The organism is Streptomyces sp. NPDC050388, from assembly GCF_040655635.1.
In the GTDB taxonomy this organism is placed as follows: domain Bacteria; phylum Actinomycetota; class Actinomycetes; order Streptomycetales; family Streptomycetaceae; genus Streptomyces.
In genome coordinates, this window is sequence record NZ_JBFAKH010000054.1 from 39825 (window position 1) to 54796 (window position 14972).

Annotated in this window: 9 protein-coding genes and 2 pseudogenes; 6 read left to right on the forward strand and 5 right to left on the reverse strand. The window is 71.5% G+C overall.

Annotated features, from left to right (window positions below; all coding sequences use genetic code 11):
* Nucleotides 1-46: 46 nt before the first annotated feature.
* A complete protein-coding gene (locus AB0I73_RS27200) occupies nucleotides 47-991 on the reverse strand; it encodes a helix-turn-helix transcriptional regulator (protein ID WP_363041560.1) in 945 nt (314 codons plus the stop codon).
* A gap of 108 nt (nucleotides 992-1099) precedes the next feature.
* Complete coding sequence (locus AB0I73_RS27205) at nucleotides 1100-1360, reverse strand: DUF397 domain-containing protein (protein WP_363041562.1); 261 nt, start codon at nucleotides 1358-1360, stop codon at nucleotides 1100-1102.
* 446 nt (nucleotides 1361-1806) lie between these two features.
* On the opposite strand from AB0I73_RS27205, the pseudogene AB0I73_RS27210 reads away from it, so the two are divergent.
* The 4 genes and pseudogenes from AB0I73_RS27210 (at nucleotide 1807) to AB0I73_RS27225 (ending at nucleotide 7577) form a co-directional block, all read left to right on the forward strand.
* Nucleotides 1807-2353 (forward strand): annotated as a pseudogene (locus AB0I73_RS27210) (hypothetical protein).
* Between the two features lie 254 nt (nucleotides 2354-2607).
* Complete coding sequence (locus AB0I73_RS27215) at nucleotides 2608-5346, forward strand: SpoIIE family protein phosphatase (RefSeq protein WP_363041564.1); 2739 nt, start codon at nucleotides 2608-2610, stop codon at nucleotides 5344-5346.
* A gap of 151 nt (nucleotides 5347-5497) precedes the next feature.
* The gene (locus AB0I73_RS27220) at nucleotides 5498-6862 is read left to right on the forward strand and encodes an FAD-dependent oxidoreductase (protein WP_363041566.1); all 1365 of its coding nucleotides are present in this window, start codon (nucleotides 5498-5500) and stop codon (nucleotides 6860-6862) included.
* Between the two features lie 217 nt (nucleotides 6863-7079).
* A pseudogene (locus tag AB0I73_RS27225) lies at nucleotides 7080-7577 on the forward strand (lamin tail domain-containing protein).
* 17 nt (nucleotides 7578-7594) lie between these two features.
* Here AB0I73_RS27225 and AB0I73_RS27230 read toward each other — a convergent pair.
* From AB0I73_RS27230 to AB0I73_RS27240, 3 genes are all read right to left on the reverse strand, one after another.
* A complete protein-coding gene (locus tag AB0I73_RS27230) occupies nucleotides 7595-9964 on the reverse strand; it encodes a glycosyl hydrolase family 65 protein (protein ID WP_363041568.1) in 2370 nt (789 codons plus the stop codon).
* Between the two features lie 95 nt (nucleotides 9965-10059).
* A complete protein-coding gene (locus AB0I73_RS27235; RefSeq protein WP_363041570.1) occupies nucleotides 10060-11784 on the reverse strand; it encodes a GAF domain-containing sensor histidine kinase in 1725 nt (574 codons plus the stop codon).
* A 102-nt stretch (nucleotides 11785-11886) separates the two neighbouring features.
* Nucleotides 11887-12582: a response regulator transcription factor gene (locus AB0I73_RS27240; protein WP_109378610.1), complete on the reverse strand. Its 696-nt coding sequence runs from the start codon at nucleotides 12580-12582 to the stop codon at nucleotides 11887-11889.
* A gap of 450 nt (nucleotides 12583-13032) precedes the next feature.
* Here AB0I73_RS27240 and AB0I73_RS27245 point away from each other — a divergent pair, with 450 nt between their 5' ends.
* Both AB0I73_RS27245 and AB0I73_RS27250 read left to right on the forward strand, forming a co-directional pair.
* Nucleotides 13033-13416, forward strand: coding sequence for an STAS domain-containing protein (locus AB0I73_RS27245; RefSeq protein WP_363041572.1), 384 nt, complete (start codon nucleotides 13033-13035; stop codon nucleotides 13414-13416).
* Between the two features lie 218 nt (nucleotides 13417-13634).
* The gene (locus tag AB0I73_RS27250; RefSeq protein WP_363041574.1) at nucleotides 13635-14837 is read left to right on the forward strand and encodes a globin domain-containing protein; all 1203 of its coding nucleotides are present in this window, start codon (nucleotides 13635-13637) and stop codon (nucleotides 14835-14837) included.
* Nucleotides 14838-14972: the final 135 nt, after the last annotated feature.

Sequence of the window (14972 nt, forward strand, 5' to 3'; positions counted from 1 at the left end):
GCGAGGGGCGTCGTGCGTTCCGCGTCGGTCGCGCCGTGCGGGACCGCTATGCCCCGGCGTGCGGGGCGGAGCGGGGCGAGGGGTAGCGGTCCTCCATCGTGGTGCGCAGCAGGTCCAGGGACTCACGGGGCCGCAGGGCCTCGTCGGCGAGGCGGTCCAGTGCGATCCGGTACTCCTCCGTCTCGTCACGGTCCTCGAGGAAGTTGGCGCTCTTGATGTGCTCCAGGTAGACCACGTCGGGCAGGTCCAGACCGTCGAAGCGCAGGTACGTCACCGGGATGGCGGGAGCCGACGCGTTGGTCACGTCCAACGGCACGATCTGCACCGTGACGTTGGGGCGCTCCGCCATCCGCGCGAGGTGTTCGAGCTGCTCGCGCATCACCTCGACGCTGCCCAGCACACGCAGCAGAACCGACTCGTCGATGACCGCCCACAGCTGCGGGGCCCCCTCGCGCAGCAGCAACTCCGCCCGCCGCATGCGCAGCTCCACACGGCGCCGCACCTCTTCGGCCGGGGCGTTGGGCAGACCGCGCTCCACCACCGCGCGGGTGTAGGCGGCCGTCTGCAACAGGCCGGGAACGTACTGGATCTCGAAGGTACGGATGGTGGCGGCAGCCTCCTGCAGTCCGACCAGCCGGTCGAACCACTCGGGCATCAGCCGCTTGTCGTACCGCTGCCACCAGCCCGGATCCCCGGCCCGCCGGAGCAGTTTGAGGAGCACCGAGATCTCGTAGTCGTCGGTGCCGTACAGCTCCAGCAGCGCCCGGACGTCGCTCTCGGTGGGCGGGCGGCGCCCCTTGCCGGACTCGATGCGGGACAACTTCGCCGCGCTGAAGCCGACGGAACGCGCCGCCTGGTCCTGGGCCAGCCCGGCGTCCTCGCGGAAACCCGCCAGCTGCACACCGACCAGCATCTTCAGCAAGGTCGGGGCCGGCTCGGGGCGGTCCAGATAGGGTTCCAGACGGGAGATGCGATGCGAGGCGGCGGACATCCTGACTCCCAGCAGACCGACACAAGGGCGATTCACACTATCGCACCTAACTCTGCCCAGTGCGTCCACCCACAGAAGCCCTGCGGAAGTGGGGAGTTGAGCTCCGCTTCACTGCCCCGGCGCCGGGCTCCGAAGCGCTCGGACCAGGTGGTCGAACTCGCCGTCCCTCGCCCCGGCCAGGAATGCCGCCAGCTCCGCGGTCGTGTAGACCAGCGCGGGCCCGTCGGGGTCGCGGGAGTTGCGCATCGCCACGTCGCCGTCGCTCAGCGGGGCCACCTCGACGCAGTTGCCCTCGGCATTGCTGTGCCGGCTCTTGATCCAGCAGGCGTCCAAGGAACTCGCCCGCACTCCGTTCCGCACTCCTGGCACCGCAGTCTCCTCGCTGTTCACGGGTATCGCCGGACGGGGCCCGGCCGTTCACGCGGGACGGAGCCGGGCCCGGTCGCCGCCCGATCCGCCACGCCGCAAAAAACTTCACGCAATTTCTCGTGCAATTGCACACGATCACTCTCAGCGTGGATAATAGCCGTGGCGTCAACCCCCTTGTCGGCGCCCTGTCCTGACGTCGCATCGGGGAGACGGCATGTCATCACCTGTGCACCAAGTGATCGGGTCGAGTACCGGGATCGCGGTTCGGACGGGTGGCCGCTGCCCGGCCACCGCGAGCGGGCGCTGCGACGACGGCCTGTCCGAGGCGTGGAGTCGGGCTCCCGCTCCTTCGACGGGCAAGGCGGTCCGGACCCGGTTGTCGACCCGGCCGCCCCTCTGACCAGCCCCCCCACTCGACACGACCGCCGCGGAAAGGCACCCACGCGATGCGCAGCGCTTCGACGGAACACCCGGGCAGCGAGCGCCCTGTGCGCCAGACGTCCCCGGCCGGAATGGCACGTACGGCACCACTCATGTCACTGTCCCGGGTGCCGTGGCGCGACATCCAGGACTCCACCGGGTCGGCGGCGGCCATCCCCCTGCTGCTCAACGGCATCGCCTGGGGGGGACGCCGAGACGGCCCGGTCCGCTCTGGCCGATCTGCGGAAACGGATCTGCCAGTACGGCTTCGTGGTGGAGCAGGCGACGGCCGCCACCGTCCCCTTCCTCTGGGAGCTGGCGCAGCTGCCGCGCGTCACCTGCCGCGCCGAGATCATCCGGCTGCTCAAGGCGATCGCCGATGCCCGGCAGTGGGAGAGCACCGCCGCCGCGTATCCCAAGCTGCTCAATCACCGCGAGAACCCGGTCGTGTGGGAGCGGGCCGCCCGGCAGGCGGTGCGTGCCCGGCGGGGCGACCTGAACCGTCTGATGGCCGACCGGGACACCAAGATCGCCCGTGCCACGACCGAGCTGGCCCGCGCGCTGGCCGAATGAGCCCCTCCGAGCGCCTGGGGGACGAGCGCCGAGGGGTGAGTGGCACGGGGAGAGGGCCGCGCGACCGGAAACGCACCGCCGGTCGCGCGGCCCTCGGGCACATCCGATGGCGGGTTGCCGGGGCCGGACCGCGTCAGTGCCGGTCCGGCCCAAGAAGCGGCACTTCAGGCGGGTGGCGGCGCGCGGCGGTCCCGCCGCGAACGGCCGTTGCCCGTCCCAGACACGCCATCGGGGCCTGTAGTTAAACTCGGCACATGGTCCGACTGATGGGTCGATCCCAGGCCCGGTCGCCCCAGCGGCCCAGCACCACGGCCCCCATACGTCGGCAACGGCAGGCAGACGACGGTTCGCGGTGGCACCCACCGGCGTGGCTCCGGTCGGTGCTGAGCGTACGCAGCGTCGCGGGGCAGGTGTTCATCCTGCATGTCGTGATCGTGCTGCTGCTGGTCGTGTCGGCCGTGATCGCCCTGGTGCTGCAGGTGAAACACGACAGCACTCAGGAGGCCCGCAGCCGTTCGCTCGCCGTCGCGGAGACACTCGCCCACTCGCCCGGCATCGTCGACGCGCTCAGGTCCCCCGACCCCACTCTCCTGCTCCAGCCGCGCGCGGAAGCCATCCGCAGGCAGGCGAAGGTCGACTTCGTCGTCGTCATGAACACCAAGGGCATCCGCTACACCCACCCCCGGACGGACCGTATCGGCAAGAAGTTCGTCGGCGCCCTGCAGCCCGCGCTGGCCGGACGGCCGGTCACCGAGGAGATCACGGGCACCCTCGGTCCCCTCGTCCAGGCCGTGGTGCCGGTGACCCGCCCCGACGGCGTCGTCGTGGGCCTGGTCTCGGCGGGGATCACGATCGAGCACGTCGGGGGCGCCGTCGACGACCAGCTGCCGCTGGTGCTGGCCACCGGGGGCGCCGCGCTCGTGCTGGCCACCGCGGGCGCGGCCCTGATCAGCAGGCGCCTGCTGCGGCAGACCCACGGACTGGGCCCGCACGAGATGACCCGGATGTACGAACATCACGACGCGGTGCTGCACGCGGTGCGGGAAGGCGTGGTCATCCTCGCCGGCGACGGCACCCTGCTGCTCGCCAATGACGAGGCGCACCGGCTGCTCGGTCTGCCCGAGGACGCGGAGGGCCGCCATGTGCGCGACCTCCCCCTCGACCCCGGCACCGCCGACCTGCTGTCCTCGGGGCGCGTCGCCACGGACGAGGTGCATCGGGTCGGCGGCCGGCTGCTGGCCGTCAACCAGCGCTCCACCGACCGCGCCGGGGGGCCGCCCGGCAGCGTCGCCACGGTCCGCGACTCCACCGAACTGCGTGCCCTGTCCGGCCGGGCCGAAGCCGCGCGGGAGCGGCTCGACATGCTCTACGACGCCGGTGTGGGCATCGGGACCAGCCTGGACATCACCCGCACGGCCGAGGAGCTGACGGAACTCGCCGTACCGCGGTTCGCGGACTTCACCACGGTGGACCTGTTCGAGACGGTGCTGGACGGCGGTCAGCCGGACGGGGCGGGCCCGGTGCGCCGCACGGCGATGGCCGGCGTCCGCGAGGACGCCCCGCTCTACCCGGTGGGCACCCGGACCGGGTTCGTCGAGTCGTCCCCGCAGGGCCGCAGCCTCGCCACCGGCCGGCCGATCGTCGTGCCCCGGCTGAGTGAGGCCCCCGGGTGGCGGGCGCAGGACACGGAGCGCTCCAGGCAGGTCGTGGAGTACGGCATCCACTCGCTGATCACCGTGCCGCTGCAAGCCGGCTCCCTGCTGTTGGGCGTGGTCGGCTTCTGGCGTTCCGAGAAGCCCGAGCCGTTCGACGAGGACGAGCTGGCCCTGGCGGAGGAACTGGTCGCACGGGCCGCGGTGTCCATCGACAACGCCCGCCGCTACACGCGCGAGCACAGCATGGCGGTCACGCTCCAGCGCAGCCTGCTGCCCCGCAGCCTGCCCGAGCAGAGCGCCCTGGACATCGCCTACCGCTATCTGCCCGCCCAGGCCGGGGTGGGCGGTGACTGGTTCGACGTCCTGCCGCTGTCCGGGGCGCGGGTCGCGCTGGTGGTCGGCGATGTCGTCGGGCACGGGCTGCACGCCGCGGCCACCATGGGGCGACTGCGCACGGCGGTGCACAACTTCTCCGCGCTCGACCTGCCGCCCGACGAGTTGCTGGGCCTGCTGGACGAGTTGGTCGGCCGCATCGACTCGGACGAGACGGAGGACGCGCGCAGCGCCCCGGTGACCGGGGCGACCTGTCTGTACGCCGTCTACGACCCGGTCACCCGCAAGTGCGAGGTCGCCCGCGCGGGCCATCCGCCACCCGCGCTGATCCATCCGGACGGCACCGTGGAATTCGTGGACGTGCCCGCCGGCCCGCCCCTGGGACTGGGCGGGCTGCCGTTCGAGACGGCCGAGCTGGAGCCGGCGGAGGGCAGTCGTCTCGTCCTGTACACCGACGGACTGGTCGAGGACCGGCAGCACGACATCGACGTCGGTCTGGAGCTGCTGCGCGAGGCGCTGGCGCGGGCCGGGGACTCCCCCGAGGACACCTGCCGGGCCGTGCTGGAGTCCCGGAGTCCGGCCAGGGCACGGGACGACATCGCCCTGCTGGTGGCCCGTACCCGGGCGCTCGCCGCGGACCGGATCGCCCAGTGGCCGGTGCCCTCCGAACCGGCGGCCGTCGCCGAGGTGCGCGCCGCGGTCACCCGGAAGCTGGCCGAGTGGGGCCTGGAGGACCTCTCCTTCAGCACGGAGCTGATCCTGAGCGAGCTGGTCACCAACGCGATCCGTTACGGCGGCGGTCCCATCGAGGTGCGGATGCTGCGGGACCGCCATCTGATCTGCGAGGTCTTCGACAGCAGCAGCACCTCGCCGCACCTGCGGTACGCGACCATGACCGACGAGGGCGGGCGCGGCTTGTTCCTGGTGGCGCAGCTGGCGGAGCGCTGGGGCACCCGCTATCTGCCGACCGGTAAGGTCATCTGGGCGGAGCAGTCCATTCCGTGACCACGGGGTCGGTGCCGGAAACCACGGAAGAGGCCTCGAGAAGCCATAAGGGCCGCTTATGTGCCCATAGACCGGACCCGCGTACCAGGTAAGGCAAGCCTTTGTTTAGGATCGAGTGAGGCTCTTGTCATCGCTCGAAGGGAACCTGCCCATGCCCCGCCCCCTGCGGGTAGCCGTCGTAGGATCCGGCCCCGCCGGGATCTACGCCGCCGACGCCCTGCTCAAGTCCGACGTGGCCGCCGAACCGGGCGTCTCCATCGACATCTTCGAGCGCATGCCGGCGCCGTTCGGTCTGATCCGGTACGGCGTCGCTCCCGACCACCCGCGGATCAAGGGCATCATCACGGCCCTGCACCAGGTGCTCGACAAGCCGCAGATCCGACTGTTCGGCAATGTGGACTACGGCGCGGACATCCATCTCGACGACCTGCGCGCGTTCTACGACGCTGTGATCTTCGCCACCGGCGCGACCGCCGACCGGGCGATGTCCGTCCCGGGGATCGACCTCGACGGCTCGTACGGCGCGGCCGACTTCGTCTCCTGGTACGACGGTCATCCGGACGTGCCGCGCACCTGGCCGCTCGAGGCGGAGAAGGTCGCCGTGCTCGGCGTCGGCAACGTCGCCCTCGACGTCGCCCGCATCCTGGCCAAGACGGCGGACGAACTGCTGCCGACGGAGATCCCGCCGAACGTCCACGAAGGGCTGAAGGCCAACAGGGCGCGGGAGATCCACGTCTTCGGCCGTCGCGGCCCGGCGCAGGCGAAGTTCAGCCCGATGGAGCTGAGGGAGCTGGACCACTCCCCCAGCATCGAGGTGATCGTCGACCCCGAGGACATCGACTACGACGAGGGCTCGATCGCGACCCGGCGCGGCAACAAGCAGGTTGACATGGTCGCCAAGACCCTGGAGAAGTGGGCGATCCGCGACGCGGGCGACCGTCCGCACAAGCTGTTCCTGCACTTCTTCGAGTCGCCGTCCGAGATCCTCGGCGAGGACGGCAAGGTGGTCGGTCTGCGCACCGAGCGCACGGAGCTGGACGGCACCGGCAACGTCAAGGGCACCGGCGAGTTCAAGGACTGGGACGTCAGCGCGGTCTACCGCGCGGTGGGCTACCTGTCCGACAAGCTCCCCAAGCTGCCCTGGGACATCGACTCCGGCACCGTTCCGGACGAGGGCGGCCGGGTCATGCAGGAGAACGGCGAGCACCTGACGTCCACCTATGTCACCGGGTGGATCCGTCGCGGCCCGGTGGGCCTGATCGGCCACACCAAGGGCGACGCCAACGAGACGGTGGCGAACCTGCTGGACGACTTCGCCAACGGCCGGCTGTCGACGCCGACGTCGCCCGCCCCGGAGGCCGTGGACGCGTTCCTCGCCGAGCGCGCCGTCCGCTACACCACCTGGGACGGCTGGTACCGGCTGGACGCCGCGGAGAAGGCGCTGGGCGAGCCGCAGGGACGCGAGCGGGTGAAGCTCGTGGAGCGCGAGGACATGCTGCGGGAGAGCGGCGCATGAACTGAGAGCCGGGCCGCCGGCACCGAACGTACGGCGGAGTGCCCGTCCGGTCCCTCGAGGGACCGGACGGGCACTCCGCTTTCCACGGGGTCGGCGAGCAACCGCCGGCGCCCGCCGGTACCCCCCTGACGTGACAGCAATCGAAGTTGTGTACGATCCAGCCTCCACTGGATCACCATATGACCTTCACACAAAGGTCATGCAGGGGGATGAGTTCATGCGTATACGCACCGCTGCCGTCGCCACCACCGCCGCCGCGAGCGCCCTGGCCATGCTGACGGCCGTTCCGGCGCACGCCGCCGAGTACACCTCCGCGCTCAAGGTGCGCGGCGTCCAGTACGACGCTCCGGGGCGCGACTCCAACAAGTGCTCCACGGGCAACACGCACCAGGAGTACCTGACGATCAAGAACTACTCGTCGACGAAGACCGTGAACCTCAAGGGGTACCTGGTCAAGGACGCCGCCGGGAACCGGTTCGTCTTCACCGCCAACCACTACCTCGAGCCCCGCGACCACGTGAAGCTGCGCGGCGGCCACGGCAACGACTCCGACAAGAACAACGTCGTCTACCGCGACAACTGAAACTTCATCTGGAACAACGACAAGGACACGATCTACCTGGTCAAGCCCACGGGCAGCCGCGCCGACGTGCACTCGTACACGAAGCGCGGCTCCGACCGGGACGGCGACGGGTACATCAGCTTCCACAAGTGACCGTCCCCGCCGGACCGTCATTCCATGAGCGGTAGGCGGCCCGTCTCCCCCGGGTGGAGGCGGGCCGTGCGGTCCGGGAGGCGCACGTCGATCGGGGCGGGGCCGGAGGCCGGCACGGCGATCTCCAGCAGGCCGCGTTCCAGCCTCAGCCGGACACCCCAGTGGCCGTGGTAGCGCAGGGTGAAGCCGTAGGAGGACAGCTCCGGCAGGGGCACCGGGTCCAGCCGCAGGGCGCCGCCCCGGGTCTCCAACCCGGGCAGTCCGCGCTGGACCAGGTCGAGGGTGCCGGCCATGGCTCCGAGGTGAATGCCCTCACCGGTGGTGCCGCCCTGGATGTCGGCGATGTCCCCGCGAAGTGCCTCCTGGCAGAACGTCCAGGCCTCGGCGCGCCGCTCCCGGGCCAGCACCCAGCCGTGGACGAGGCCGCTGAGGGTGGAGCCGTGGCTGGTGCGGTGCAGGTAGTGGTCCACCGTGAGCCGCCAGGTCGCCTCGTCCAACTCATGCCCCAACCGGCGGAACAGGCCCTGTAGTTCGGCCGGGGCGAACAGATAGCCGAGCATCAGGACGTCCGCCTGCTTCGAGGCCCGGTAGCGGTTGACGCTGTCGCCCTCGGCCTCCAGGATCCGGTCCAGCCGCCGGATGTCGTCGTAACGCCGCCGGTAGTCCTGCCAGTCGAGCTCGGCGAGCTTTCCGTACCCCTCGAACTGGCTGATGACCCCGTCGTGGAAGGGCACGTGCAGGGTGCGGGAGACCTCCTCCCACTTCTCCAGTTCGCTTCCGTCCAGGCCCGTGCGCTCGTCGAGTTCCCGCCGTCGCGGCTCGGGCAGGTCGCGCAGCACGTCGAGGGTGTGGGCGAGCACCCAGGCAGCGGTCACGTTCGTGTACGCGTTGTCGTCCAGTCCGGGCTCGGCCGCGTCGGGATAGGCGTCGTGGTACTCGTCGGGGCCGACCACACCCTTGATCCGGTGCCGGCCCAGCAGCGGGTCCCAGGCGGCGGCGTCCGCCCAGAAGCGGGAGATCTGCAGCAGCAGTTCGGCGCCCTTGGTGTGCAGGAACTCGGTGTCGCCGCTGGCCTCGCAGTACTGCCACACGTTGTACGCGATCGCCGAGCCCACATGGTGCTGAAGGTGGGAGTGGTCGGGCACCCAGCGGCCCGACCGCGGGTTGAGGTGGAGCTGTTGGGCCTCCTCCCGGCCGTCGCTGCCGCTCTGCCAGGGGAACATCGCCCCTCTGCGTCCGACGTCCCGGGCAGCGTTGAGGGCCCGGCCCAGTCGGCGGTGCCGGTAGTGCAGCAGGGCGTGGGAGACCTCGGGGAAGTGCAGGTTGAGGTAGGGCAGCACGAACAGCTCGTCCCAGAAGACGTGTCCGCGGTAGGCCTCGCCGTGCAGTCCCCTGGCCGGCACCCCGACGTCCAGGTCGGCGGTGTGCGGGGAGAGGGTCTGGAGCACATGGAAGAGATGCAGACGCAGAATGCTGCCGGCCTCGCCGGGGACGTCCAGTTCGCCCCGGCGCCACAGCTGGCCCCAGGCCGTCCGGTGGGACTCCAGCAGCTCGTCGTAGGCGGGGACACGGTCCACCCGGTCGACGGCGGCGTGCAAGGGGTCACTGATGGCCGGGTCGCGCGAGGTGTGGAGGGCGACGATCTTGTCCACGGTCGCCGTGTGGCCCGGGGCCAGGTGCAGACGGGTCGACTGGACGGCACGTCGGTCCTCCCTGCGGATCGCGGTGGGCGCCTCGGACAGCAGCCGGGAGGCGAAGGCGATCAGGATGTCCGAGGTACGGGTGCGGCAGGACAGCCACACCGTGTCCGGCGCCGAGCTGCCGCTGTGCACATGGGTCAGATGCCGGCCGTCCAGGTCCCGGTAGCGTGTCACTCCCGCGTTGGTGACGTCGCCGTCGAGCGCCGCCTCGACCTCGAGGGCGCCGAAGTGCTGCTCCCCCGTGAACTCGGTGCGCAGTGCGGCCAGATGGGGGTCGGCCATGTGCACCAGCCGTTCCTGGCGGACCCTCAGCACCCGGCCGTCGCCCAAGTCGTACCGGGTCAGCCGCTCCAGCAGCCCGGAGGCCATCCGCAGGGTCTCGTGGTGGTCGAGCACGGTCGCGGTGTCGGGGGTGAGCCAGGTGCCGCCGGGCAGCCGGAAGCGCAGCGGCAGCCAGTTGGGGAGGTTGACGAGGTCCTCGTTCTCCACCTGCCGCCCGGCGACCTCCGAGGTGAGCCGGTCGTAGCAGCCGGCCTTGTAGGTGCCCGGGTAGTGCACCTCGTCGGCGGTGCACTCCGGCAGCGCTCCCCGGGTGGCGAAGTAGCCGTTGCCGAGCGTGCACAGCGACTCCCGCAGGCGCGCCTCGGCGGCGTCGTACCCCTCGTACTCCCAGGTCCAGCCCGTCACAACGACGCTCCTTCCGCGGTCGGCCCAGCGGAGAGCCCCGGTGGTTCGGCACGGGGTACCCAGCCCCGGGCCGGCCACACACGGCCGGACAGGTCCTAACTCTCCCGTACGGGCGCGCGCCACACCAGGGTGGTGCCCCGGTCCGCGGAACTGTCGATCTCCAGCTCGCCCCCGAGTTGCGCGGCGCGCTCCGCCATGTTGCGCAGTCCGCTGCGGCGGCCGCCGGCCGGGATGCCCACACCGTTGTCGGAGACCGTCAGCCGCACCTCGCGGCCGTCGGTCTCGAGGGCCACCTGGGCGCGGTCGGCGCGCGCGTGCCGGACGATGTTGGTCAGGGACTCGGACAGGACGGCCACCACGTGGTCGGCTGTCTCCTTCGACACATGGGTGTCGACCAGGCCCTCCATCCGCACGCTGGGGGCGAAGCCGAGCAGGGGAGCCGCCTCGCCGACCACCCGCACGACGCGGGCCCGCAGACCGGTCCCGGACGCGGTGTCGTGCGCGCGCAGACCGAAGATGGTCGACCTGATGATCTTTATGGTCTCGTCCAGGTCGTCCACCGCCCGGGCGACCCGCTCCGAGGCCTCCTTGTGCTCGATGAAGCGGCCGGCGCTCTGCAGCGTCATCCCGGTGGCGAACAGCCGCTGGATCGCCAGGTCGTGCAGGTCCCGGGCGATCCGGTCCCGGTCCTCGAGCACGGCGATCTGCTCGGCGTCGCGGCGCCGCTCCGCCAGTTCCATCGCCACGGCCGCCTGCGCGGCGAAGCCCTGCAGTGGCTCGATCTCCTTCTCCGAGAACTCGCCGGCGCCGGTGGCCCGCACCAGCAGGACGATGCCCCGGACACCGTCGCCCGATCCGACGGGCACCGCCACCGCCGGTCCCAGTCCGGCGAAGCTCCGTGGTCCGGACGAGACCCGCTCGTCGCTGGAGACGTCCGGGCTGGTGACGGGGGCGGCGCTGGTGAACGCCCGGCCCAGCAGACTGTCGTCGACGGGGACGACGAGCCCGCGGTGGGCGTCCGCCTCCTGGCCGATGGCGAGTTCCACGGTCAGTGATCCGGTGCCCTCCATCGGCACCGCCACCTCGGCGAGCGCGGCGCCGGTGATCTCCCTGGCGCGTTCGGCGATCAGCAGGAGGGCCTCGCTGCCGCCGCTGCCGGACATCAGGGCGTGGGTGATCTCCGTGTTCGCCTGCAGCCACCGCTCCCGCAGCCGGGACTCCTCGTAGAGCCGGGCGTTGTCGATGGCCACGCCGGCGGCGACGGCCAGGGTCGACAGGACCGACTCGTCCTCCTCGTCGAACTTCGCCCCGGCGCGCTTCTCGGTGAGGTACAGGTTGCCGAAGATCTGGTCACGGACCCGGATGGGGACGCCGAGAAAGCTGTTCATCGGCGGGTGATGGGGCGGGAACCCGTAGGAGGCGGGGTGGTCGGAGAGCTTGGCCAGCCGCAGCGGTTCGGGGTGGCGGATCAGTTCCCCGAGGATGCCGTGCCCCTCGGGGAAGTGGCCGATGCGAGCGATCCCTTCGTCGCTGACGCCGACGGTGTGGAAGGCCGACAGTCGTCTGCCGTCGGGGCCGATCACGCCGAGGGCGGCGTACTCCGCGTCCACCAGCACCGCCGCGGCGTCGACGATGCTGTGCAGGACCTGCTTCAGGTCGAGCTCGCGCCCCACCTCGAGGACGGCCTCCAGCAGGCTGTGCACCCGGTCACGCGTGCCGCGGGCCGCGTCGATCCGGGCCTGGAGCTCCTCCAGCAACTCGTCCAGCCGCAGCTGCGGCAGCCGAAGACGGGCGTCCCCGTCCCGCTCGGAGCTCTCCACCCGTGGTCCTCCCGTTCGCTCGCCCCACCGGGAATGTGCCCCCGGCAGGTGCCACGGTAACGGGCTCGGCACGGTCACGTCCCACCGATGCCGCACCCGGCGTCAGCGGTCCGTGCGCCGCAGCCGGTCCTGGGCCTGGGTGGCGATCACGGCGGCCTGGATACGGCGTTCCACCCCGAGCTTGGCCAGCAGCCGGGAGATGTGGTTCTTCACCGTCTTCTCCGCGAGATACAGCCGCTGGCCGATCTGCCGGTTGGTCAGCCCCTCACCGATCAGCGCGAGGATCTCCCGCTCGCGTTCGGTCAGTCCCGGGAGGGCGTCCTGCTCCTCCTCCGGCTCCTCCTGTTGCTGCCGCAGCCGGGCCATCAGGCGGGTGGTGGCGCTCGGGTCGAGCAGGGACTGTCCCGAGGCGACCGTCCGCACGGCCGCGACCAGGTCCGAGCCCTGGATCTGCTTCAGCACATAGCCGGAGGCACCCGCCATGATCGAGTCCAGCAGGGCCTCCTCGTCGTCGAACGAGGTGAGCATCAGGCAGGCCAGGTCGGGCATCTTCGAACGCAGCTCGCGGCAGACGGTCACACCGTCACCGTCGGGCAGGCGGACGTCGAGGACCGCCACGTCGGGGCGGAGCGCGGGGACGCGGACCAAGGCCTGCTCAACGGTGGCGGCCTCGCCGACCACGGTGATGTCCGGTTCGTCGTTGAGCAGGTCGTGCACTCCGCGGCGGACCACCTCGTGGTCGTCCAGCAGGAAGACCCGGACGGGCCGGTCGGGTCCGGGTTGCTCGCTGTCCGCCATCTGACGCTCCTTGTCCTTGTCGGTCCTTGCAGGCCCTTGCAGGCCCTTGTCCACCGGCCGCCGGCTGTCGGCCGACCGGTCCTCCACAGGGAGATCCTTCTCGATCACGGGCCGGACGGCCAGGGCCGACCGGCCCTGCTTTCCTCGGGCGACCCGTTTCGTCCCGGGTCATCCGTTGTCCTGCGCGACGCGGCCAAGGCCGGTCGGTCCGGGACACCGGGACCATCGGTACCTGTGCCACGGCGCGCGGCCGGCCCATCCTCGGGGCAGGAGCGGCATCGATCCCCCGCGGTGTCGCTCCGCTCACGATACCGGCGGTTCCGGTGCTCGCCCCCGTCCTCGCACCGGGGCCGTACTCACCGGTCAGTGCCGGTCGGCCCCGGTGGACCGCTGCGGCTGGGGCCGGCCGGCCCTACCGGCGGGCTCGCCGCTCCGGGTTGTCTGGACGGTATGCCCCAGAACCCCAGCCGGTCCGTGGCGGAGCCGCCCGAACGGATCGTCGCCGGAACGACGGTCGTCACCCCGCGCGGTGAACTCGACCTGCGCACCGCGCCCGTTCTGTCGCGGCGCCTGGACGCACTGACCGACCGCGCCGTTCCCGACCTGGTGCTCGATCTGCGCGCCGTGACCTTCATCGACTGCTCGGGGCTGGGCGTGCTGTGCCGCGCCCGCAACCGGGTGCTGGCCCGCGGCGGGCGGCTGCGGCTGATCACGGACAGGCCCTCCTTCCTGCGCGTCCTCCACCACGTCAGGCTCACCGGCGTCTTCGAACTGCTTCCCCGGCTGCCCGCGGAGCTCGACGCGGCCGCCCCCACGGTGCGTGCAAGCTGCTGAACAGCGTCGTGAGTCCCCCGCGACCGGGCCGATCGGCCCTGCTGGGTGCTCGTCGGCCCGGGGCCGAAGGTCCCCTTCTCCCGGACCGACGGGCCCGCAATGCCCAGCCCTCGCCGGTTACCGACGGAAACCCTCATGTCGGATTGCTATACAGGTGGTGCCGCCGGTCCGGAACGGCGGCCCAACCCTCTTACTCCGTCGCGCTGTTGGGAGACCTCATGCTGTCCGAAGAATCTGCCGCAGTGGTCCGGGTCACCCTTCCCGCCGTGGCCGGAGCGCTCGACGAGATCACCGCACGTTTCTACGGCGCGATGTTCCGCGACCGCCCCGAGCTGCTGGACGGCATGTTCAACCGGGGCAACCAGGCCAATGGGGCTCAGCGCCGGGCACTGGCCGGTTCCATCGCCGGTTTCGCGCAGGCGCTGCTCGCCGCCCCGGACATCCGGCCGGACGCCCTGCTGGCACGGATCGCGCACAAGCACATCGCGGTCGGGGTCACCGACGACCAGTACACGATCGTGCACAAATACCTGTTCGGCGCGATCGCGGAGGTGCTCGGCGAGGCCGTCACCCCCGAGGTGGCCGCCGCCTGGGACGAGGTGTACTGGCTGATGGCCGGTGCCCTCATCGGGCAGGAGGCCCGTCTCTACCAGGAGGCGGGGGTCGAACCGGGCGCGATATGGCGGCAGTGGACGGTCGTCGAACGGCACGAGGAGACCCCCGACGTGGTGTCGTTCCTGCTGCGCCCGGCCGACGGCGAGCCCGCCCCGCCCGCACGGGCCGGGCAGTACGTGAGCGTGCGGCTGCGGATGCCCGACGGGGTGCACCAGCTGCGTCAGTACAGCCTTTCCTCGGACCCCGGGGGCGACCTGCGCCGCATCACCGTCAAACGCGTCACCGGCGAGGCGGGGGCACCGGACGGCGAGGTGTCCGACCTGCTGCACGCGCAGACCTGCGTGGGGGACGAACTCGCGCTGTCCGTGCCGGCCGGCGACGTGGCCCTGGACGAGGCCGACACCCCGCTGGTGCTGGTCTCGGCCGGTATCGGCTGCACCCCCATGGTGGGCATGCTCGCCCGGCTCGCCGCGACGGGCTCGGCCCGCCGGGTCCTGGTGCTGCACGCCGACACCTCGCCCGACGAGCACGCCCTGCGCGCCGAGGTGCGGTCCCTGGTGGAGCAACTGCCGGACGCCCGCGCGGTCTTCTGGTACGAGCGGCCGGGCGCCGAGGAGCCTGACGCGCTCGGCGGCCTGATGGACCTCGCCGGGATCGACGTCCCGGCGGACGCGTCGGTGTACCTGTGCGGCCCCCTGCCGTTCATGCGCACGGTGCGGGGCGGGCTCCTGGGCGCCGGCGTCCCCGCCCGGCAGATCAGCTACGAGGTCTTCGGCCCCGACCTGTGGCTCCCCGACGCGGCCTGACCGCGGCCTGCTGACACCGCAACGGGCGTGTGCCCTTCGCGCGTGCGCCCACCAGGCGGAGCTGGAGTACCTCGCCGCCGACGACCAGGCCGACGACGACGACTTCGGCCGGTTCGGCGACCACCTGGACGCCCA

Excerpts from the sequence above, each read along its gene's own strand:
- AB0I73_RS27200 (WP_363041560.1), bottom strand. The coding sequence starts at position 991 with ATGTCCGCCGCCTCGCATCGCATCTCCCGTCTGGAACCCTATCTGGAC.
- AB0I73_RS27215 (WP_363041564.1), top strand. The coding sequence starts at position 2,608 with ATGGTCCGACTGATGGGTCGATCCCAGGCCCGGTCGCCCCAGCGGCCC.
- AB0I73_RS27220 (WP_363041566.1), top strand. The coding sequence starts at position 5,498 with ATGCCCCGCCCCCTGCGGGTAGCCGTCGTAGGATCCGGCCCCGCCGGG.
- AB0I73_RS27240 (WP_109378610.1), bottom strand. The coding sequence starts at position 12,582 with ATGGCGGACAGCGAGCAACCCGGACCCGACCGGCCCGTCCGGGTCTTC.
- AB0I73_RS27245 (WP_363041572.1), top strand. The coding sequence starts at position 13,033 with ATGCCCCAGAACCCCAGCCGGTCCGTGGCGGAGCCGCCCGAACGGATC.
- AB0I73_RS27250 (WP_363041574.1), top strand. The coding sequence starts at position 13,635 with ATGCTGTCCGAAGAATCTGCCGCAGTGGTCCGGGTCACCCTTCCCGCC.